Consider the following 17,294-nt stretch of genomic DNA (forward strand, 5'->3'; position numbering starts at 1 on the left):
ACAAAGCTTTAATTTTTAATTAACCTACAAGTGAGGGAATCATAGTTTCTTTGCTGCATAATACAAAAAAAATCAAACTGTATATTAAAATTTAACTCATGAAAAAATTACTTTTAATCACGTTAGTAGCTTCTACACTAGTATTCACTGGTTGTTTTAAAGATGATGATACTCCTATAATAATAGAAGAAACTACCATTTATATTAACGACGGTGGAGGTACTGGAACAGAATGCCCTACTATATCTGTTACAGGTGCTATTACTGAAAGTACAACTTGGACTGCTGATAACATTTATCAATTAAACCAAAAGGTAGTTGTAGCTGATGGAGTAACATTAACTATAAACCCTGGTACTATTATTAAAGGTTCTGCCGGAACAGGTTCTTTAGCATCTGCTTTAATTGTTGCAAGAGGTGCAACTTTAAATGCTCAGGGTACTTCAGACCAACCAATTATTTTCACTTCTACTAGTGATAATATTACTTGTGGTGAAACAGCTGGAACAAATTTAGACGAAAATGACAGAGGTCTTTGGGGAGGTTTAATTGTTTTAGGTTATGCACCATGTTCTTTTTCAGGTGATATAGAAACCGCTCAAATTGAAGGTATTCCTGCTGATGATACTTTTGGACAATATGGTGGCACTGATGCTGCTGATAGCTCTGGTGTTTTACAATATATCTCAATCCGTCACGGTGGTGCTCTAATTGGAGAAGGTAATGAAATTAACGGTTTAACATTAGGTGGTGTTGGTAACGGTACAGTTATTAATAACATTGAAGTTGTTGCTAATGTTGATGATGGTGTTGAATTCTTTGGTGGTACTGTAGATGCAACAAACTTATTAGTTTGGGCTCAAGGTGATGATGCTTTAGATATTGACCAAGCGTACTCTGGTACTATTGATAATGCTGTAGTCATTTTAGGAGAGGCTTCAGATCATGCTTTCGAAGTTGATGGTCCTGAAGGGACTGGCTCTGGTGCTTTTACGATAATAAATGCGACTATAATTGGAAATTCTATAACCGCTAATGGTGAATATGCCGATTATAGAAGTAATGCACAAGGAAACACTTCTAATGTTTATGCATACGGTTTTAAAGATTCTTCTGACGTAGAATTAGATAATGATGGAGTTGCGACTAACTACAATAACGCATTATTAACTTTTGGAACATGGCAAATTGTTTTACCTACAGGTGTTGCTAATGTTACTGACGTCTTTGTAAACAAAGCAGAAACGGTAACAGTAACTGGTTTTGGTTCTACTGCAACTGCTGTAACTCAAGGATCACAAACTGTTGGAGCTACAACTTCAAACTTAAGTTGGACTTACGCTAATATAGTTGGCGGATTAGGTTTCTAAAAAATACATTTAACATACAAACCCATCGTTTAAATACTAAGCGATGGGTTATTTAAATTTTAATATGAAAAATATACAAAACGTTTTAACTTTTGTTTTCTTTCTAATTACCTGTTTTTCTTTTTCTCAAGGAAAAGTGGCTGGAACAGTTCTCGATGGTGAGTTTAATGAGCCAATGGCCTTTTGTAATATTGTTGTAAAAGGAACAACTAATGGTGTAAGTGCTGATTTTGACGGTAAATACGAATTAGAGTTAGAAGAAGGAACTTATACATTAGCCTTTTCATTTGTTGGATACGTTACTCAAGAAATTACTGGTGTAGTTGTAAAATCTAATGAAGTCACAGTTATAGATATTGTACTACAAACAAATTCATTAGATACTGTAGTTATAAAAACGTCTACAAAACGTAACACTGAAAACTCTGTACTAAATCTTCAGAAAAAATCTGTTGTAGTAATGGATGGTTTATCTGCGCAAGCTATTAAAAGCTCAGGCGCTAGTAATGTAGCAAGTGCTGTAAAAAGTGTACCTGGTGTTTCTATACAAGGAGGTAAATATGTTTATGTCCGTGGATTAGGTGACAGATATACCAAATCTATTTTAAATGGTATTGATATTCCGGGTTTAGATCCTGATAGAAATACTATTCAAATGGATTTATTTCCAACAAACATTTTAGAAAATGTAATTGTCTTAAAATCTGCTTCAGCAGAATATCCTGCTGACTTTACTGGTGGTATTGTAAATATTGTAACAAAAGATTTCCCAACTCAACCGGAGTATACTTTATCATTTGGTGTTGGCTATAATCCAGATATGCACTTTAACGATCAGTACTTAACATCAACAGGAAGTGATACAGATTTTTTTGGTTTTGACGATGGTACGCGTAACTTACCAATTAATAGATATCAATCTATACCTGGTACCTCTGAAGATCGTTTATTATTAACAACTTTAACAGATCGATTCTCAAAAGAGCTGGCAGCAAAGCAAGAACGAAGTGGAATGAACTTTGATTTTGGTTTCACACTAGGAAATCAATATGATGTTGGAGATGATAAATTAGGATATCAAGCTTCATTTTCATACAAAAATGAAACTACATTTTATAAAAATCGAATTGATGGTGGTTATATAAAAGACCCTCAAGACAAATCTAAAAACGACTTATTGGCCGCTCTAGATTCAAAAGGTTCCGAAGGTCTCAACAATATAATCATGAATGGTATGTTGGGTTTAACCTATAAAACCGATGCCTCAAAGTTCAAAATAAATTTACTTCATGTTCAAAATGGAGAATCAACGGCAGGCTTTTATGATCAAATTATATCACAGGATGGAACTGGTGGTGCATTAGAACCATTAACCAAAAATGCTATCACATATACAGAACGTTCCATCACTAATGTATTAGTTTCAGGGAAACACCGTCTAAGTACTGATGAAAATGCTTTTAATTTAGAATGGAAACTGTCACCAACGTTTTCTAAAGTTATGGATAAAGGGCATCGCATCACACCATTGCAGCAAGCCGATAATGGAGATTCTTTTTTATCACCTTCCGCATCGACATTTCCTATTCAACTTTGGAGAAACTTATTAGAAGAAACCTGGTCTGGGAAAATAGATTTAGATAAAACTGTTAAACTTTTTGGAAGACCAGCAAAACTTAAGTTTGGTGGAGCATATACCTATAAATTTAGGGATTTCAATACTGATGATTACACATTTAGCATAAGAGGAGACCAGTCTTATATTGCTAATGGAAATGTTGATAATTTACTAGGCTCTGATAATATATGGAATCCTACAAGTGACTCCGGAACCTATTTAATTTCTATAGACACTTTTAACCCAATCGATGCCTATGAAGGTGAACAACATATTGCTGCCACTTATTTTTCAGCTGAATTTAATTTAAGTGAAAACCTTAAAACTGTTTTGGGATTAAGAACAGAGTCTTTTAATTCTTATTATACAGGCACTCGTGATAATAACACCATTTTCTTTGATAGAGATTTAATTTTAGATGAATATGATTTTTTCCCTTCAGCTAATGTTATTTATTCACTTAATGACGAATCAAATCTTAGAGGGTCTTATTCACGTACAACTGCGAGACCTTCTTTTAAAGAAGCCTCTGTATCACAAATTTTTGATCCCATAACCAACCGTTTGTTTATTGGTAACATTAATCTTGTTCCTACTTATGTAAATAACTACGATTTAAGATATGAGCGCTATGGAGATAATGGACAAATGTTTGCCATTAGTGGTTTCTATAAAGACTTTACGGATCCTATTGAACAAACCTTCTTTGAAGAGGCACCTACACAATTAACTGTAGGTAATCTAGGTAATGCAAATGTATATGGTCTAGAATTAGAATTAAGACAGCGTTTAGGCTTTATTTCTGAAGGTTTAAATAATTTAAAGTTTAATGCTAACTTCTCACTTATAAAATCTGAATTGAAAATGTCTGATGAAGAATTTACAAGTAGACAAGACAATGCAAGGAATGGAGAAACCATAGATAATACACGAGACTTGCAAGGGCAAGCACCATACCTTATAAACTTTGGTTTAGATTACAACAATTCCGATTTAGGATTCCAAACAGGCTTGTTCTATAATATTCAAGGTAAAACCTTAGAGGCTGTTGGTATTGGAATTGTACCAGACGTGTATACACAACCTTTTAATAGTTTAAATTTCACAATTAATAAATCGTTTGGAGAAAACAAAAATTCTTCAATAGATTTAAAAGTGACTAACATTTTAGGTAGTGAAAGGTTAAGTGAATATGAATCTTATAAAGCAGATAACCAAATATTCTCTTTAAGAGATCCTGGAACTGAGATATCTTTAGGCTATTCATTTAAATTCTAAAATTTAAATAAGTTTTATAAAAATCAAAAAAGGCTTTCTGAATTATCAGAAAGCCTTTTTATTTATAAAATTTATTAGTTTATTTATTTACAGCAACTTTGGTTTTATTGCCCCACTTGTTAACACTAACAATTTTAGAATCAATATAATCCACTTCTTTTAAAGAGTTACCTTCCCAAAAGAACCATTTTCCAACTTTTTTACCAGCATCGTAGTTACCTACAGCTACCTTATTACCTTGCATATCAAAACTAGTCCATTCTCCTTGCAATTTACCATCTGCATTAAAGGTTCCTGTTTGTTGTACCGCACCATTATTATGGTAATATGTAGCAACTGTTGTGTCACCTTTCTTTTCTAATTTTGGTTGATTATTATCCTGAGCATAAGTAAAACCTACACAAAGCATTACTAATAATATTACTATCTTTTTCATATCTATTTGGGTTATAATTAATGTTTACTTTACGAATATAACAATTATTTTACATTTAAACAATATTTACATAACATTAAGTTAACATTAAACACCTAAACACTTGTTTTTCAATTATTTAATCATTTAACACACTTAACATTACAAAAACTCAAACAAAAAGCATCACAACCTATCTAACTGAAGCCAAAGTTATCGGAGACTTATAACAAATTGATCTCTTTTGTTGGTTTTAGGCTATAGTCTATAAAATAGCTCACATTATGCTTAAAAAAAAGATTTATTACTACCTGCAATTTTCTTAAAGTTAAAAGAATACAGTTATATTTACTAGCATTAATTACAATAACTACGGTTTTAATAATAACAATTAGGTAACATTATGTTCGAAATAAATAAGGTACTTTGCGTTCAATTTTTAGCCTCCTTTTAAATGGAAAACCTATATCTTTATATGCTTGCTGCACTAGCTTTTTTAGCTGTTGCTGATTTAGTTGTTGGTGTAAGTAATGATGCTGTTAACTTTTTAAATTCTGCCATAGGATCTAAAGCAGTATCATTTAAAACTATAATGATTGTTGCCAGTATTGGTGTTGCTGTAGGTGCATTGACATCAAGTGGAATGATGGAAGTCGCTCGCAAAGGCATATTTAATCCTGGTGAGTTTATGTTTAATGAAATTATGGTCATTTTTATGGCTGTAATGATTACTGACATTCTATTATTAGACTTTTTCAATACCTTAGGCATGCCTACTTCTACAACGGTTTCCATAGTTTTTGAGCTATTAGGAGCGTCCGTTGCCGTCGCATTAATAAAAATTTATAGTAACAGTTCGCAATCCATTACAGATATTGCTACCTACATTAATAATTCTAAAGCTATTGAAATTATATTAGGTATTCTACTATCTGTGGTCGTCGCCTTTTCTATTGGAGCCATTATTCAATATGTTTCACGTTTACTGTTATCCTTCAAATTTCAAGAAAAACCATCATGGTATGGAGCTGTATTTAGTGGAATTGCTAATACATCTATTCTATACTTTATCTTAATAAAAGGTGTAAAGAATGCTAGTTTTATGAGCGATGAGTTTTCGACTTTAATCTCTTCAAACCCTATTGCACTTATTGGAATTAGCTTTATTGTTTTATCCTTATTATCATATTTAGTTATTCATTTTTTTAAAACCAATATATATACAATTATTATAGTGGTTGGAACATTTGCACTTGCTGTAGCATTTGCCGGTAACGATTTAGTGAATTTTATTGGTGTACCTATTGCCGCTTATAACTCTTATGAGGCTTGGTCTGGAAGTGGTGTTTTACCAACAGAATTTGTTATGACTGCACTTAACGCACCAGTAAAAACACAACCAGTTTTACTTCTTATTGCGGGTTTAATAATGGTTTTAACACTTTGGTTTTCTAGCAAAGCGAAAGCTGTAGTTAAGACTTCTGTAGATTTATCGAGACAAGATGATATTAAAGAACGTTTTGAGCCAAATTTTTTATCTAGAAATATTGTAAGATTCTCTATTGGTCTTTCAGATAGTTTAAATCTTATACTTCCGGCTTCCTATCAAAATTGGGCGAACAAACAATTTATAAAGCCAAAAGCAGTTTTGAAAGAGCAAGATTTACCTGCTTTTGATTTAGTGAGAGCTGCAGTAAATTTAATGGTGGCAAGTGTGTTAATCTCAATTGCTACATCAATGAAATTGCCGCTATCCACTACTTATGTCACCTTTATGGTAGCTATGGGAACATCACTTGCAGATAGAGCTTGGGGAAGCGAAAGTGCCGTTTACAGAGTAGCAGGTGTACTTAACGTAATTGGAGGTTGGTTTTTTACAGCATTTAGTGCTTTTGTGGCAGCTGCAATAATGGCTTACATCTTATTTTACGGAAAAGGTTATGCCTTGGTTGGTTTATTGGTTTTAGCAATACTATTATTATTAAGAAGCTTTATGTCTCACCGTAAAAGCTCTAAATTAATGAAAGAAGAAGACCAATTAGAGAAAGCCGAAAGCAGTTCTACACAAGGAGTTATTCATGAAAGTGCTTCAAATATAGCAAGCGTTGTAAAACGAGGGAATAAAATTTACACCTCTGCTATCAACGGTTTGGCTGTGCAAGATTTAAAATTATTAAAAAAGAATAGAAAACAAATTGATAAGCTTTCAAATGAAATCGATGATCTTAGAGATCATGTCTTCTACTTTATTAAAAATCTTGAAGAGCCAAGTTTAGAAGCGAGTAATTTCTACATCAACATATTGGGTTATTTGCAAGATATGGCACAATCTTTAGATTATATTTCTAAGGTGAGTCATAAACACGTTAACAACAATCATAAAAAATTAAAGTTCAGTCAAATTAAAGAATTGAAGGATTTAGATTCGCGCTTAGAAAATTTATTTTCAAAAACACAATCCGCATTCGAATCGCGTTCTTTTGAAAAGATTGGAGCTGTATTAAATGAGAAAGCTGAAATTTACAAGTTGGTAAAAGAAAAAATTCAGAAACAAGTTGAACGTACGCGTAACGAAGAATCTAGTCCTAAGAATACTACATTATATTTCAGTTTACTTTTAGAGACTAAAGATCTATTAACAGCCACTATGAATCTTCTAGAAGAATATTATGGAGCCCACGATAGTTCTGTGGAGCCAGCAAAATTAAATAACGAACAAGAAGAATAAAACATTTCACCTTATATACAATGCCCAATATTAACGTATTGGGCTTTTTTTATGACAAATTTTGAGATTTTTAAGTATTTCAACATCCAAAACACACGCATAATCGTATATATCACTTTAAAACTAATTTAATATAAAATTTAAATAATGAAAAAAATTTCGATCCTTTTAGTAACAGCAGTTTTATTAAGTTCTTGTGTATCTAAGAAAAAATTTGTGGCTTTAGAGCAACAACATGGTGAAACCGTTAGCGAACTAACTAAAACACGTGTAGAAAAAGAAGATTTAGAAAATAAATTTGCCGCTATTGAAGCTCGTGTCAATCAATACAATGCTAAAATTCAATCATTAAATGATAATGTTGAAGGGCTAAAAATTGAAAATAAAGCCAAGTTTGAAGTTTCTAAAGATGGTACTGTTGCTTCTGTAGCGAGTAAAGAAAAAATGCGCGCAACTTTACAGAATGTAAATCCAGAAAAACTTGCAGGTGCAAAAACGTTAAAAGATTCTATGAACTTAGCGGTTCAGTATAATTTAAATAAAGCACTTAACACTAGTGATCTTAACGAGGATGACGAAATTGTTGTAGATATCAACGAAACAGTTGTAATGATTTCTATTGATGATGATATGTTATTTAACACAGCAAGCTATAAAGTAGGTAACAAAGCAGATAAAATTTTACAGAAATTAGCAGACGTTATTAACTCTGAGCCTAGCTTAGACGTTATGGTAGAAGGGCATACAGATTCTAGAACTATTAACACACCTAAAGTGTCTGATAACTGGGAATTAAGTGTATTACGTGCTACTTCAGTGGTGAAAAAACTACAAAATCAATTTAAAGTTTCACCAGAACAATTAATAGCTTCTGGTCGTAGTAGCTACCAACCTTTAGTTGAAAATAACTCTAGCGCTAATCGTGCTAAAAACCGTAGAACACGTATTATTTTAATGCCAAATATTGATAAGTTCTTTGCAATGATGGAAGCAAAGTAAGATTTATTTTTTCGCACAAATCTATCTAAATTTATAAAAAGCATCCTCCCGTAAAATTCGGCATTGGGTGCTTTTTTTTGTTTCATATATTGTAATTTGTAGAAAAAAAATAATTGATATGAAATCTTACCTTACACTAGCGATACTTCTATGCGCTTTATCTGGTTTTAGCCAAAATATATCCTCAGAGGAGTTATTAATAAATGCTATTAACTACCACGACCCAAACGGCAACTGGAAACAATTTAATGAGACCTTTACCGTGGTAATGACCACACCAAAAGCACCAAAACGCACTAGTGTTATTTCTATTAATTTACCTGCTGAATATTTCAACGTCACAGCCACAAAAGATACCGTAACTACTACGTATACATTAGATAAAGGCAAATGCCAAATACAGTATAATGGTAAAGTTTTAGACAGTCTTAAAGCTAAAGACAAAAACATGACTTGCGATAGAGCCACACTTTACAAAAACTACTATTCTTATTTATATGGCTTACCAATGAAGTTGAAAGATACTGGCACCAATCTCAGTGATACGGTTGAAAAGAGAACCTTTAAAGGCAACGATTATTTGGTCTTAAAAGTCACGTATGATGAAGCCGTAGGTAGTGACGTTTGGTACTTTTATTTTAATCCAAAGACGTATGCTATGGAAATCTACCAGTTCTTTAAAACAGATGAGCATGGTGAAGTAAAACCAAACAGTGGTGAATATATATTGCTTTCAGAAGAAACTCTCTTAAATGGCATTAAAATCCCTAAAGTAAGAGCTTGGTATTACAATAAAGATGATAAGTACTTAGGGACTGATACTTTGGTTGAAGAATAGAATTCTTCATCTGTATTACATTAAAAAAGCATCTCATTTCTGAGATGCTTTTTTTTAACACTTAATATATTCAGATTTATGCTTTCGCCGGAATTTTAACCTTCACAGCTAGAACATTCTTTCTTTTGCTTAAACTTCTGTGCAGCATTCATACTGTGTTGGTAGTACAATGATTTCACACCTAACTGCCAAGCCGTAACATAAAGCTTATTAATATCTTTTACTGGCATATCTGGATGTACCATTATATTAATTGATTGCCCTTGATCGATGTGGTTTTGTCTGTTTGCCGCTTGGTAAATAATCGTCATTTGATCAATTTCAGAATAGGTTTTAAACACATCTTTTTCATGATCTGTAAGTCCTTCTAAATGTTGTACAGAACCATCATAATCTCTAATGCTTCTCCACACCTCACTAGTATTCATGCCTTTTTCTTTTAAAAGCGCTACTAAATAAGGGTTTTTAATGGTTGTTTTTATTTTCGCAATATCCTTTACATAACTATTAGACCAAATTGGCTCAATACCTTGAGATACTTGTCCTAAAATAAATGCTGAAGATGTTGTTGGAGCCACAGCGTTTAATGTTGTATTACGTCTTCCGTAACCTTTTAATACTTCTGGCTCACCAAATAACTTAGCTAATTCTTCTGATGCTTTAACCGATTTATCTTTAATGGTTTTAAAGATTTCACTGTTTAAATCAAATGCCTCCTTACTATCAAAACCTACCATTTTAGATTGTAATAACGAATGCCATCCTAAAGCACCTAAACCTAAAGCTCTGTTTTCTTTAGCAAAATTATAAGCCTTCTCCATAAACATAAATGTATGTCTATCGTCACGGCTATCAGAATCTCTATACACTTCTAATTTTGTAATAAACTCTTCTAATACGGCATCTAAGAAATATACCATGGTTTCTACAGCATCAGTATCTTTCCACTTATCATAATGTAATAAGTTTATAGAAGACAATACACAAACAAAAGACCAACGATCGTTTGTAGGTAACATAATTTCTGAACACAAGTTACTTGCGTAAATCTCATGTTTGTTATCTCTATAAGCATCTGGAGCATTGTTATTAGCATTGTCTCTAAAGAAAATATAAGGATACCCTATTTCACCTCTACGTTGTAATACTTTTGCCCAAATAGCTCTTTTATCAGCGTCTCCATCAATCATTTCTTGCATCCACTCATTACCAACAGTAACACCATGAGTAAGTTCTTGTATTGGATTTCCTTCTGTTCCTATTTCTAAGAACTCGTGAATATCTTGGTGATCTATAGGTAAGTATGGAGAAAAACGACCTCTTCTCACTGAACCTTGACTTACTACATCAACCATTTTTTCAAACAATTGCATAATGTGAACTGCACCAGAAGACTCACCATTATTTTTAACAGGAGCTCCTCTGTGTCTTAATTTACCAAAGTAACCAGAAGTACCACCTCCCAATTTAGACATCATTCCTACTTCAGACTGCGTATAAAGGATATCTCCCATATCATCAGAAATATGTGAACCAAAACAACTAATTGGTAAGCCACGTTTTTTTCCAAAGTTAGACCACACTGGAGATGCTAATGAGTAATACCCTTCGGCCATGTAGCCATAGAACTTATCTGCAAAACCATCGATACCTAATATTTTTTCTGCATTATTAGCAATTTCTCTAATACGTTCTTCTGGAGTGGTATCACCTGTAAGGTAACCAGAGGCTAAAAATTGACGACTATGCTCTGTTAACCATTTTATTTCTGGTTCTGATTTAGCTTCTTTAATGGCTTCTTTTCTAGCTTTAATTAATTCATCGTGGCTAGATGTTGTTGTTTTTGATTCTTGAATCACTTTGTTTTTGATGTCTTGGTTCATATGGTCGTTTGTGGTTTAAAATAAGTCGTCTCCGGTTACACTTTTTTGTCTCTTTGCATAGTTTATTGAACGTTTCACAAAGAAATCTCCGTGCTTTGTTCCTATAATTTCGTCGTCAAACCATTCGGTTTGTGCTAATAATGTTTCATTTACTTCAAATACTTTGTCAATACCAATGCTTTCTAATGAATTATTAAATCTGTTTTTAATAAATTCATTAATCACATTTTTAGGTAAGAACTCTAATTCGCCTGCTTCAAAAATCCAATCCACAAGTTTACTTTCAGAGTCAAAAGCTTCTTTACATAAGTCTCTTACTAAAGCGCTATGTTCTTCATCAAACCAAGTTGGATTTTCTTTTTTGATGATTTTAATAATATCGATACCAAAATCTCCGTGAATTTGCTCTTCTTTTGACGTTGCTTCAACCACATTAGAAACACCTTTAAGCATATTCTTATGTTTGTTGAAAGCCATGATAATTAAAAACTGAGAAAATAAAGACACATGCTCTATAAATAAAGAGAACAATAAAATTGACTCTGCATATTCCTTGTTATCTTCACTTTTTGCATTCTTTAAAGCGGTTTCTAAATAATGAACACGTCTCATTATTACCGGCTTTTTCTTCAGGTTTTTAAATTCGTTATTAAGACCTAATATTTCTAATAAATGTGAATAAGCATCGTGATGACGCACTTCACTTTCTGCAAATGTTGCTCCTACAGATCCTATTTCTGGCTTAGGCATTTTATTATAAATCTCACCCCAAAACGATTTTACTGCAACTTCAATTTGAGAAATCGCCAACATTGTGTTTTTAATAGCATTCTGCTCCACAACGGTCAATCTTGTTTTAAAATCTTGAATATCGCTTGTGAAATTAAATTCAGAATGTATCCAGTAAGAATGTCTTATAGCATCTACATACTCATTAAGCTCAGGATACTCATAAGGCTTTAAGTTAATACGCTTTTCAAAAATATTTGTCTTTCTACTTCTAGCTTGTTCGTCTCTATATAATATGTAAGCTTTTGCAACACTAGGGAAAGAGCTTGTCATTAATTTTTCTTCAACCAAATCTTGAACCTCTTCTACAGTAGGTAAATAATTATGATCTCTTCCTTTTCTTTCTAATAACGTTTGTAACACATCTACAGAAATAGTATTGGCATCTTCCTTAGTACCATTACCAACAGAAAGCATTGCTTTCTCAATAGCATTTGTAATTTTATTTAAAACAAACGGACTTGTTTCGTAATCCCTTTTAATAATCTGAGTAATCTCCATATTTCTTTTAATTTAAAGCCTAAATGGTCATAAGAACAATGGTTAATTGCCCAGAAACCCCTAGTAAATCCGTAAAACGTTTTATAATTTTTTCCTAAATCAGGAATAAAAAGGCGTATCTTAAATGTTTTTTCTAAACTGAAAAAATAGAAAAATCTATATTATTTTGCCCTCAACAAAGATTGAAAAATGTAGGATGAAATGAAAGACATTGTTATAAACATTGTCAACAAGTTTTTAACAAACCGCTATACCACACATAAAACTGCAAATCAATTAAAAATAAACCTATTAACTTGATTTACAGGTATTTATATATTAAAAAAAAGATACAAAAATGTAAGTTAAATCATATTAAAACGGATGTCAACAAGCGAGTTTATTGGCAATTCAGAGGATGTGTTTTAATTAAAATTACTCAAAAAAAAAAAAGAACGTTTAGTAACGCTCTTTTTTCCCTAATAACTAACTAAAATAAATAATAAGCAATTAAAAATTACTTATTATCGATTAACACTGAAATGAAAATTTCAGAATTTTATAAAATCCTGATGAGTACTGATTAATAGCATTTAACCAAAAAGTAAACCCCCATTTACTGTATCATTTGGTCATTTTCATCACTCAAATATCATCACAAATCACTTATTATCACCCTTGTAATGTATAAATGGTAAAAAATAGTGTATAACTGGCGATACAATTTTAAGACCATTGTTTTTAGCATTCTACACACAAAACAACGCATTGCACACATAATTACATGTAAACATTCATTATATTTCTACCTTTATATTCAATACCATATAAACATGTTAAAAGCTGTAATCGTAGATGATGAGCCAAAAGCCATCCAAAGCCTCATTTGGGAACTGAGCAACTTTAGCCAAGAGATTGAAGTAATCTCCTCTTTCTCAAATCCGGATGAAGCTTTATTATTTTTAGAATCAAATACTCCAGATTGCTTATTCTTAGATGTACAAATGCCAACTATTGGTGGCTTTCAATTCTTAGAGCAATTAAAAAACACAGATTTTGCTGTTGTAATTACTACTGCTTATGATGAATACGCTATAAAAGCTCTAAAACATGAGGCCATTGACTATCTTTTAAAACCTATTGATTCTGACGACTTAAAAGAATGTATTATAAAAATACAGAAATACAGCGATCGCACTATTAACTCTGTAAAGTTAGAACGCATGCTTACTAACTTTAATTCTCAATTCGATAAAAAGAAAATTACAATTAATACTGATGGCAAACTACTATTTTTAGATGTAGACGATATCATCTATATAGAATCTGATGGTAATTATAGCACGCTCTTTTTACAAAATCAGAAAAAAATAGTGCTCACAAAAAAACTAAAAGAGGTTAACGCTATTTTACCTGAACATTATTTTTTTAGAATTCATAACTCTTACATTATTAATCTAAACAAAATAAAAGCATTTATTAAAAATGAAGGTTACGTAATAATGGATAGCGATCAAAAAATTCCGGTAGCTAGACAACGCAAATCAGATTTTTTAGAAAAATTATAACGAATGAAATTACGTTTTCTGCATAAGCTCTTAGGTCTTTCTGTTGTCATTCTTCTTTATACAGCACAAAGTTTTGCGCAACAACAGGAATTTGCAACCACATTGGCTTATCTCAATAATCAAAAGCTTACACGATTCACACAAATAGACTCTATTTTAGAACCATTTAAAAAAGATAGCCTAAAAATGAAGCGGCTATTAAATAACTCAAAACAAAACAATTATTATGAAGGCTCCTGTTTTGCATTAAATGCATTAGGTGTTATAAATAGAGATATTTCTAATTACAATCAATCCATAAAATACCACAAAGAAGCTAGGCTATATGCAGAAAAAGCCAACAGTACTGAGTTTAAAATTATAAGCCTTAATATGATTGGTGTTGCTTACAGACGTATGGACGTTGTTAAACTTGCACTAGATTACCATACTGAGGCATTAAAAACCGCCTATTCTGTAATAAATCCATCGCAAACAATAATATATAATATTGCTGTTTCTCAAAATAGTATTGGGAATATTTACTTAGCCTTAAAACAATATGATTTAGCCATCGTTCAATTTAACAAATCACTAAAAATTGAACAAGATGCTAATAATAAACTCGGCTTAGCTATTAACTACCATAATATTGGCTATGCAGAAGAAGCCAAAGGCAACCTTGATATTGCATTATCTCAATACAATAAATCCTTAGGCTATAATAATGCTATTGACTCAGAAATAGGTCGTGTAATATGTTACAATAGCATTGGTCGTATTTACCTTAAACAAGAAAATTACGCAGAGGCAGAACCCATGATTAAAAATGCGTTAGACAAAGCATTAGAATTAGACGATCAATTTTATATTACATCCTCTTATGTTAATCTTGGGCAGTTAGAACTTGAAATGAACGAACTCCCTCTAGCCGAAAAAACTTTAAAAAAAGCTTTAAATATTGCGAATTCTTATAATTTAAAATCAGCTGTTGCTGAGTCGAGTAAATTATTATCTAAACTCAATCAGAAGAATAAAAAATTTGAAGAAGCTTTAGACTACTATCAAAAAGCAGTAGAGATAGAAAGCACCATTTTAACTCAGCAAAATCTTCAATATGTTAATGATATTGTTGTAGAATATGAAAACGAAAATCAAAACAACCAAATAAAAGCATTGGCATTAGAAAACGAAACGGTGCGTTTAAGATTAGAACGCAACAAGAAAATTTTACTTTACACCTCACTACTTCTTGTTATTTTAGGCACAACTTTGTTTATTTTAAACAGAACAAAAGCCCTAAGACGAGATAAACACATCTTAACCCTAGAACAAGATATGTTAAGAAGCCAAATGAATCCTCACTTTATATTTAATTCACTGAACTCCATAAAGCTCTACATTATAAATAATGAAAAAGAAAATGCGGTTTATTACCTCAATAAGTTTTCAAAATTAATTAGAAAAATTTTGATGGCTTCTAAAGAAAAAGAAACCTCATTAAACGATGAACTTGAGACTATGAAGCTGTATATGAATATTGAAAACATTCGTTTTGATAATGAAATTGATTTCAACATCACAGTTGATCCCTCTATAAATACCGAAGTAACCAAAATACCTTCCTTAGTACTTCAACCCTTTTTAGAAAATTCGCTCTGGCATGGTTTATCCTCAAAAACTGAGCAGAAAAAGATTGATTTAATCGTTAGCAAAAAATCATCAAATTTTATAACCGTTGAAATTATAGACAATGGTATTGGTAGAATAGCTGCCCGAATAATTAATGATAAAAAGAAATTAAAACGAAATTCTGTTGGTATAGACATTACAAAAGCAAGATTGGCCAACTTCTCGGAATCTTTTCATAATTCTTACACTTTAGATATTGAAGATTTATATGAAAACAACACACCAAGTGGCACAAAAATAACATTACAAATACCAACTAAAAAGCTCAACACAACCCACAACTTAGCCTCTAAAAGCAGTTATTTTTAATCTATTTAGCATTATGCTTTTCAGCTACTTTTTCTAACTCGGCATACCAATCCTCTCCAAATTTTCTAATCAATGCTTCCTTTACAAATTTGTAAATAGGTACTTGCAATTCTTTACCCAAAGTACAGGCATCATCGCAAATTTCCCATTTATCATAATTAACACCAGAGAACTCTGTGTATTCCCTAACCCTTATTGGATATAAGTGGCATGAGACTGGTTTTTTCCATTGAATCTCACCTTGATTATAAGCTTCTTCAATAGCACAAAGCGCCGTTTTTTTCTCATCAAAAATAACATAAGCACAATCCGCACCATTAATAAGAGGTGTTTCAAAATCACCAAAATCTGTTGTTATAGATGTTCCTTGAGCCTCAATAGCATCAATACCTTCTTGTCGCAGAAAAGGTTTTACTTTCGGATAAATATCTTCAAGAATTTGAACCTCAGCTTTATCTAAAGGAGCTCCTGCATCACCATCAATACAACAAGCACCTTTGCAAGCCGAGAGATTACAAACAAAATCCTTTTCTATAATATCTTCTGAAACTATTGTTTTTCCTAATTGAAACATATGTAATAACTGTGAGTTAGCATTTAATGCAAAAGTATAAATACCTAAAACTTAACGGCAATTTAATATTGAAAATCTTTAATAATATCGCACCTTTGCAAAAAATTTGAAAACCTTAGTTCATTTTTAACTGATAAAACAATAAACATCAGCTATTTAAGACCTAAATATTAAAGAAAAAAAATACGCAATGCAACTCAATTTTAAAGAAATATTTACAGCCTTCATGATCCTCTTTGCGGTTATTGATATCATTGGAAACATACCAATTATCATAGATTTACGTAAAAAAGTTGGACACATACAAAGTGGAAAAGCCTCTATAATTGCCGGAATAATAATGATCGTATTCCTTTTTGTTGGAAAAAGTCTATTAAACCTCATAGGTATTGATGTGAATTCATTTGCGGTAGCAGGTGCGTTTGTTATATTTTTTATTGCTCTAGAAATGGTTTTAGGCATTACACTTTATAAAGACGAAGAACATAACGCTGTAACAGCTTCAGTGTTTCCTTTAGCATTTCCACTAATGGCCGGACCAGGAACTTTAACAACACTATTATCTTTACGAGCAGAATTCGCTATAGAAAACATTATCATCGCAGTAATTAGCAACGTCCTTGTAATTTTTATAGTACTTAAAACATCTGCTAAGATTGAACGCCTCATAGGATCCAACGGAATTAACATTATAAGAAAAATATTTGGTGTAATTTTGTTAGCAATCGCAGTAAAACTATTCGCTCATAACATTAAAGCGTTATTGGCATAATT

12 protein-coding genes are annotated in these 17,294 nt (G+C 31.9%); 8 read left to right on the top strand and 4 right to left on the bottom strand.

Annotated features, from left to right (window positions below):
- The first annotated feature begins 98 nt into the window (after positions 1-98).
- On the top strand, positions 99-1,370 hold the full coding sequence (locus ACJJVO_RS10965) for a hypothetical protein (RefSeq protein WP_405573978.1): 1,272 nt from the start codon (positions 99-101) through the stop codon (positions 1,368-1,370).
- A gap of 64 nt (positions 1,371-1,434) precedes the next feature.
- Entirely contained in the window at positions 1,435-4,266 is a 2,832-nt protein-coding gene (locus tag ACJJVO_RS10970; protein WP_405573981.1) for a TonB-dependent receptor domain-containing protein, read from the top strand.
- Between the two features lie 79 nt (positions 4,267-4,345).
- Here the strand turns inward: ACJJVO_RS10970 and ACJJVO_RS10975 are convergent, their stop codons facing one another.
- On the bottom strand, positions 4,346-4,702 hold the full coding sequence (locus tag ACJJVO_RS10975) for a toxin-antitoxin system YwqK family antitoxin (RefSeq protein ID WP_405573984.1): 357 nt from the start codon (positions 4,700-4,702) through the stop codon (positions 4,346-4,348).
- 433 nt (positions 4,703-5,135) lie between these two features.
- On the opposite strand from ACJJVO_RS10975, the gene ACJJVO_RS10980 reads away from it, so the two are divergent.
- The 3 genes from ACJJVO_RS10980 (at position 5,136) to ACJJVO_RS10990 (ending at position 9,246) form a co-directional block, all read left to right on the top strand.
- Complete coding sequence (locus ACJJVO_RS10980) at positions 5,136-7,409, top strand: inorganic phosphate transporter (protein WP_405573986.1); 2,274 nt, start codon at positions 5,136-5,138, stop codon at positions 7,407-7,409.
- Between the two features lie 147 nt (positions 7,410-7,556).
- Entirely contained in the window at positions 7,557-8,408 is an 852-nt protein-coding gene (locus ACJJVO_RS10985) for a flagellar motor protein MotB (RefSeq protein WP_405573989.1), read from the top strand.
- A gap of 118 nt (positions 8,409-8,526) precedes the next feature.
- A complete protein-coding gene (locus ACJJVO_RS10990) occupies positions 8,527-9,246 on the top strand; it encodes a DUF6503 family protein (RefSeq protein WP_405573991.1) in 720 nt (239 codons plus the stop codon).
- Positions 9,247-9,341: 95 nt separating this feature from the next.
- On the opposite strand, the gene ACJJVO_RS10995 is transcribed toward ACJJVO_RS10990, so the two are convergent.
- Both ACJJVO_RS10995 and ACJJVO_RS11000 read right to left on the bottom strand, forming a co-directional pair.
- The gene (locus tag ACJJVO_RS10995; RefSeq protein WP_405573992.1) at positions 9,342-11,129 is read right to left on the bottom strand and encodes a ribonucleoside-diphosphate reductase subunit alpha; all 1,788 of its coding nucleotides are present in this window, start codon (positions 11,127-11,129) and stop codon (positions 9,342-9,344) included.
- 15 nt (positions 11,130-11,144) lie between these two features.
- Positions 11,145-12,419, bottom strand: coding sequence for a ribonucleotide-diphosphate reductase subunit beta (locus ACJJVO_RS11000; RefSeq protein WP_405573995.1), 1,275 nt, complete (start codon positions 12,417-12,419; stop codon positions 11,145-11,147).
- Positions 12,420-13,231: 812 nt separating this feature from the next.
- Here ACJJVO_RS11000 and ACJJVO_RS11005 point away from each other — a divergent pair.
- Together ACJJVO_RS11005 and ACJJVO_RS11010 are read left to right on the top strand one after the other, a co-directional pair.
- Positions 13,232-13,966 carry a LytR/AlgR family response regulator transcription factor gene (locus tag ACJJVO_RS11005; protein ID WP_405573997.1) on the top strand — a complete coding sequence of 245 codons (735 nt, stop codon included), beginning with the start codon at positions 13,232-13,234 and terminating at the stop codon, positions 13,964-13,966.
- 3 nt (positions 13,967-13,969) lie between these two features.
- Positions 13,970-15,946, top strand: a complete 1,977-nt coding sequence (locus ACJJVO_RS11010; protein WP_405574000.1) for a tetratricopeptide repeat protein — start codon at positions 13,970-13,972, stop codon at positions 15,944-15,946.
- 1 nt (position 15,947) lies between these two features.
- Here ACJJVO_RS11010 and ACJJVO_RS11015 read toward each other — a convergent pair whose 3' ends face one another.
- Positions 15,948-16,520, bottom strand: coding sequence for a DUF3109 family protein (locus ACJJVO_RS11015; protein ID WP_405574002.1), 573 nt, complete (start codon positions 16,518-16,520; stop codon positions 15,948-15,950).
- A 190-nt stretch (positions 16,521-16,710) separates the two neighbouring features.
- On the opposite strand from ACJJVO_RS11015, the gene ACJJVO_RS11020 reads away from it, so the two are divergent.
- Positions 16,711-17,292 (top strand): MarC family protein, encoded by a 582-nt coding sequence (locus ACJJVO_RS11020; protein ID WP_115817086.1) that lies wholly within the window; start codon positions 16,711-16,713, stop codon positions 17,290-17,292.
- Positions 17,293-17,294: the final 2 nt, after the last annotated feature.

The organism is Winogradskyella sp. Asnod2-B02-A (genome assembly GCF_045063645.1).
GTDB lineage: Bacteria > Bacteroidota > Bacteroidia > Flavobacteriales > Flavobacteriaceae > Winogradskyella.

Coding starts and splice junctions, on each gene's coding strand:
- ACJJVO_RS10970 (WP_405573981.1), top strand. CDS start 1,435: ATGAAAAATATACAAAACGTTTTAACTTTTGTTTTCTTTCTAATTACC.
- ACJJVO_RS11000 (WP_405573995.1), bottom strand. CDS start 12,419: ATGGAGATTACTCAGATTATTAAAAGGGATTACGAAACAAGTCCGTTT.
- ACJJVO_RS11005 (WP_405573997.1), top strand. CDS start 13,232: ATGTTAAAAGCTGTAATCGTAGATGATGAGCCAAAAGCCATCCAAAGC.
- ACJJVO_RS10990 (WP_405573991.1), top strand. CDS start 8,527: ATGAAATCTTACCTTACACTAGCGATACTTCTATGCGCTTTATCTGGT.
- ACJJVO_RS11010 (WP_405574000.1), top strand. CDS start 13,970: ATGAAATTACGTTTTCTGCATAAGCTCTTAGGTCTTTCTGTTGTCATT.
- ACJJVO_RS11020 (WP_115817086.1), top strand. CDS start 16,711: ATGCAACTCAATTTTAAAGAAATATTTACAGCCTTCATGATCCTCTTT.
- ACJJVO_RS10985 (WP_405573989.1), top strand. CDS start 7,557: ATGAAAAAAATTTCGATCCTTTTAGTAACAGCAGTTTTATTAAGTTCT.
- ACJJVO_RS10965 (WP_405573978.1), top strand. CDS start 99: ATGAAAAAATTACTTTTAATCACGTTAGTAGCTTCTACACTAGTATTC.
- ACJJVO_RS10995 (WP_405573992.1), bottom strand. CDS start 11,129: ATGAACCAAGACATCAAAAACAAAGTGATTCAAGAATCAAAAACAACA.
- ACJJVO_RS10975 (WP_405573984.1), bottom strand. CDS start 4,702: ATGAAAAAGATAGTAATATTATTAGTAATGCTTTGTGTAGGTTTTACT.
- ACJJVO_RS11015 (WP_405574002.1), bottom strand. CDS start 16,520: ATGTTTCAATTAGGAAAAACAATAGTTTCAGAAGATATTATAGAAAAG.
- ACJJVO_RS10980 (WP_405573986.1), top strand. CDS start 5,136: ATGGAAAACCTATATCTTTATATGCTTGCTGCACTAGCTTTTTTAGCT.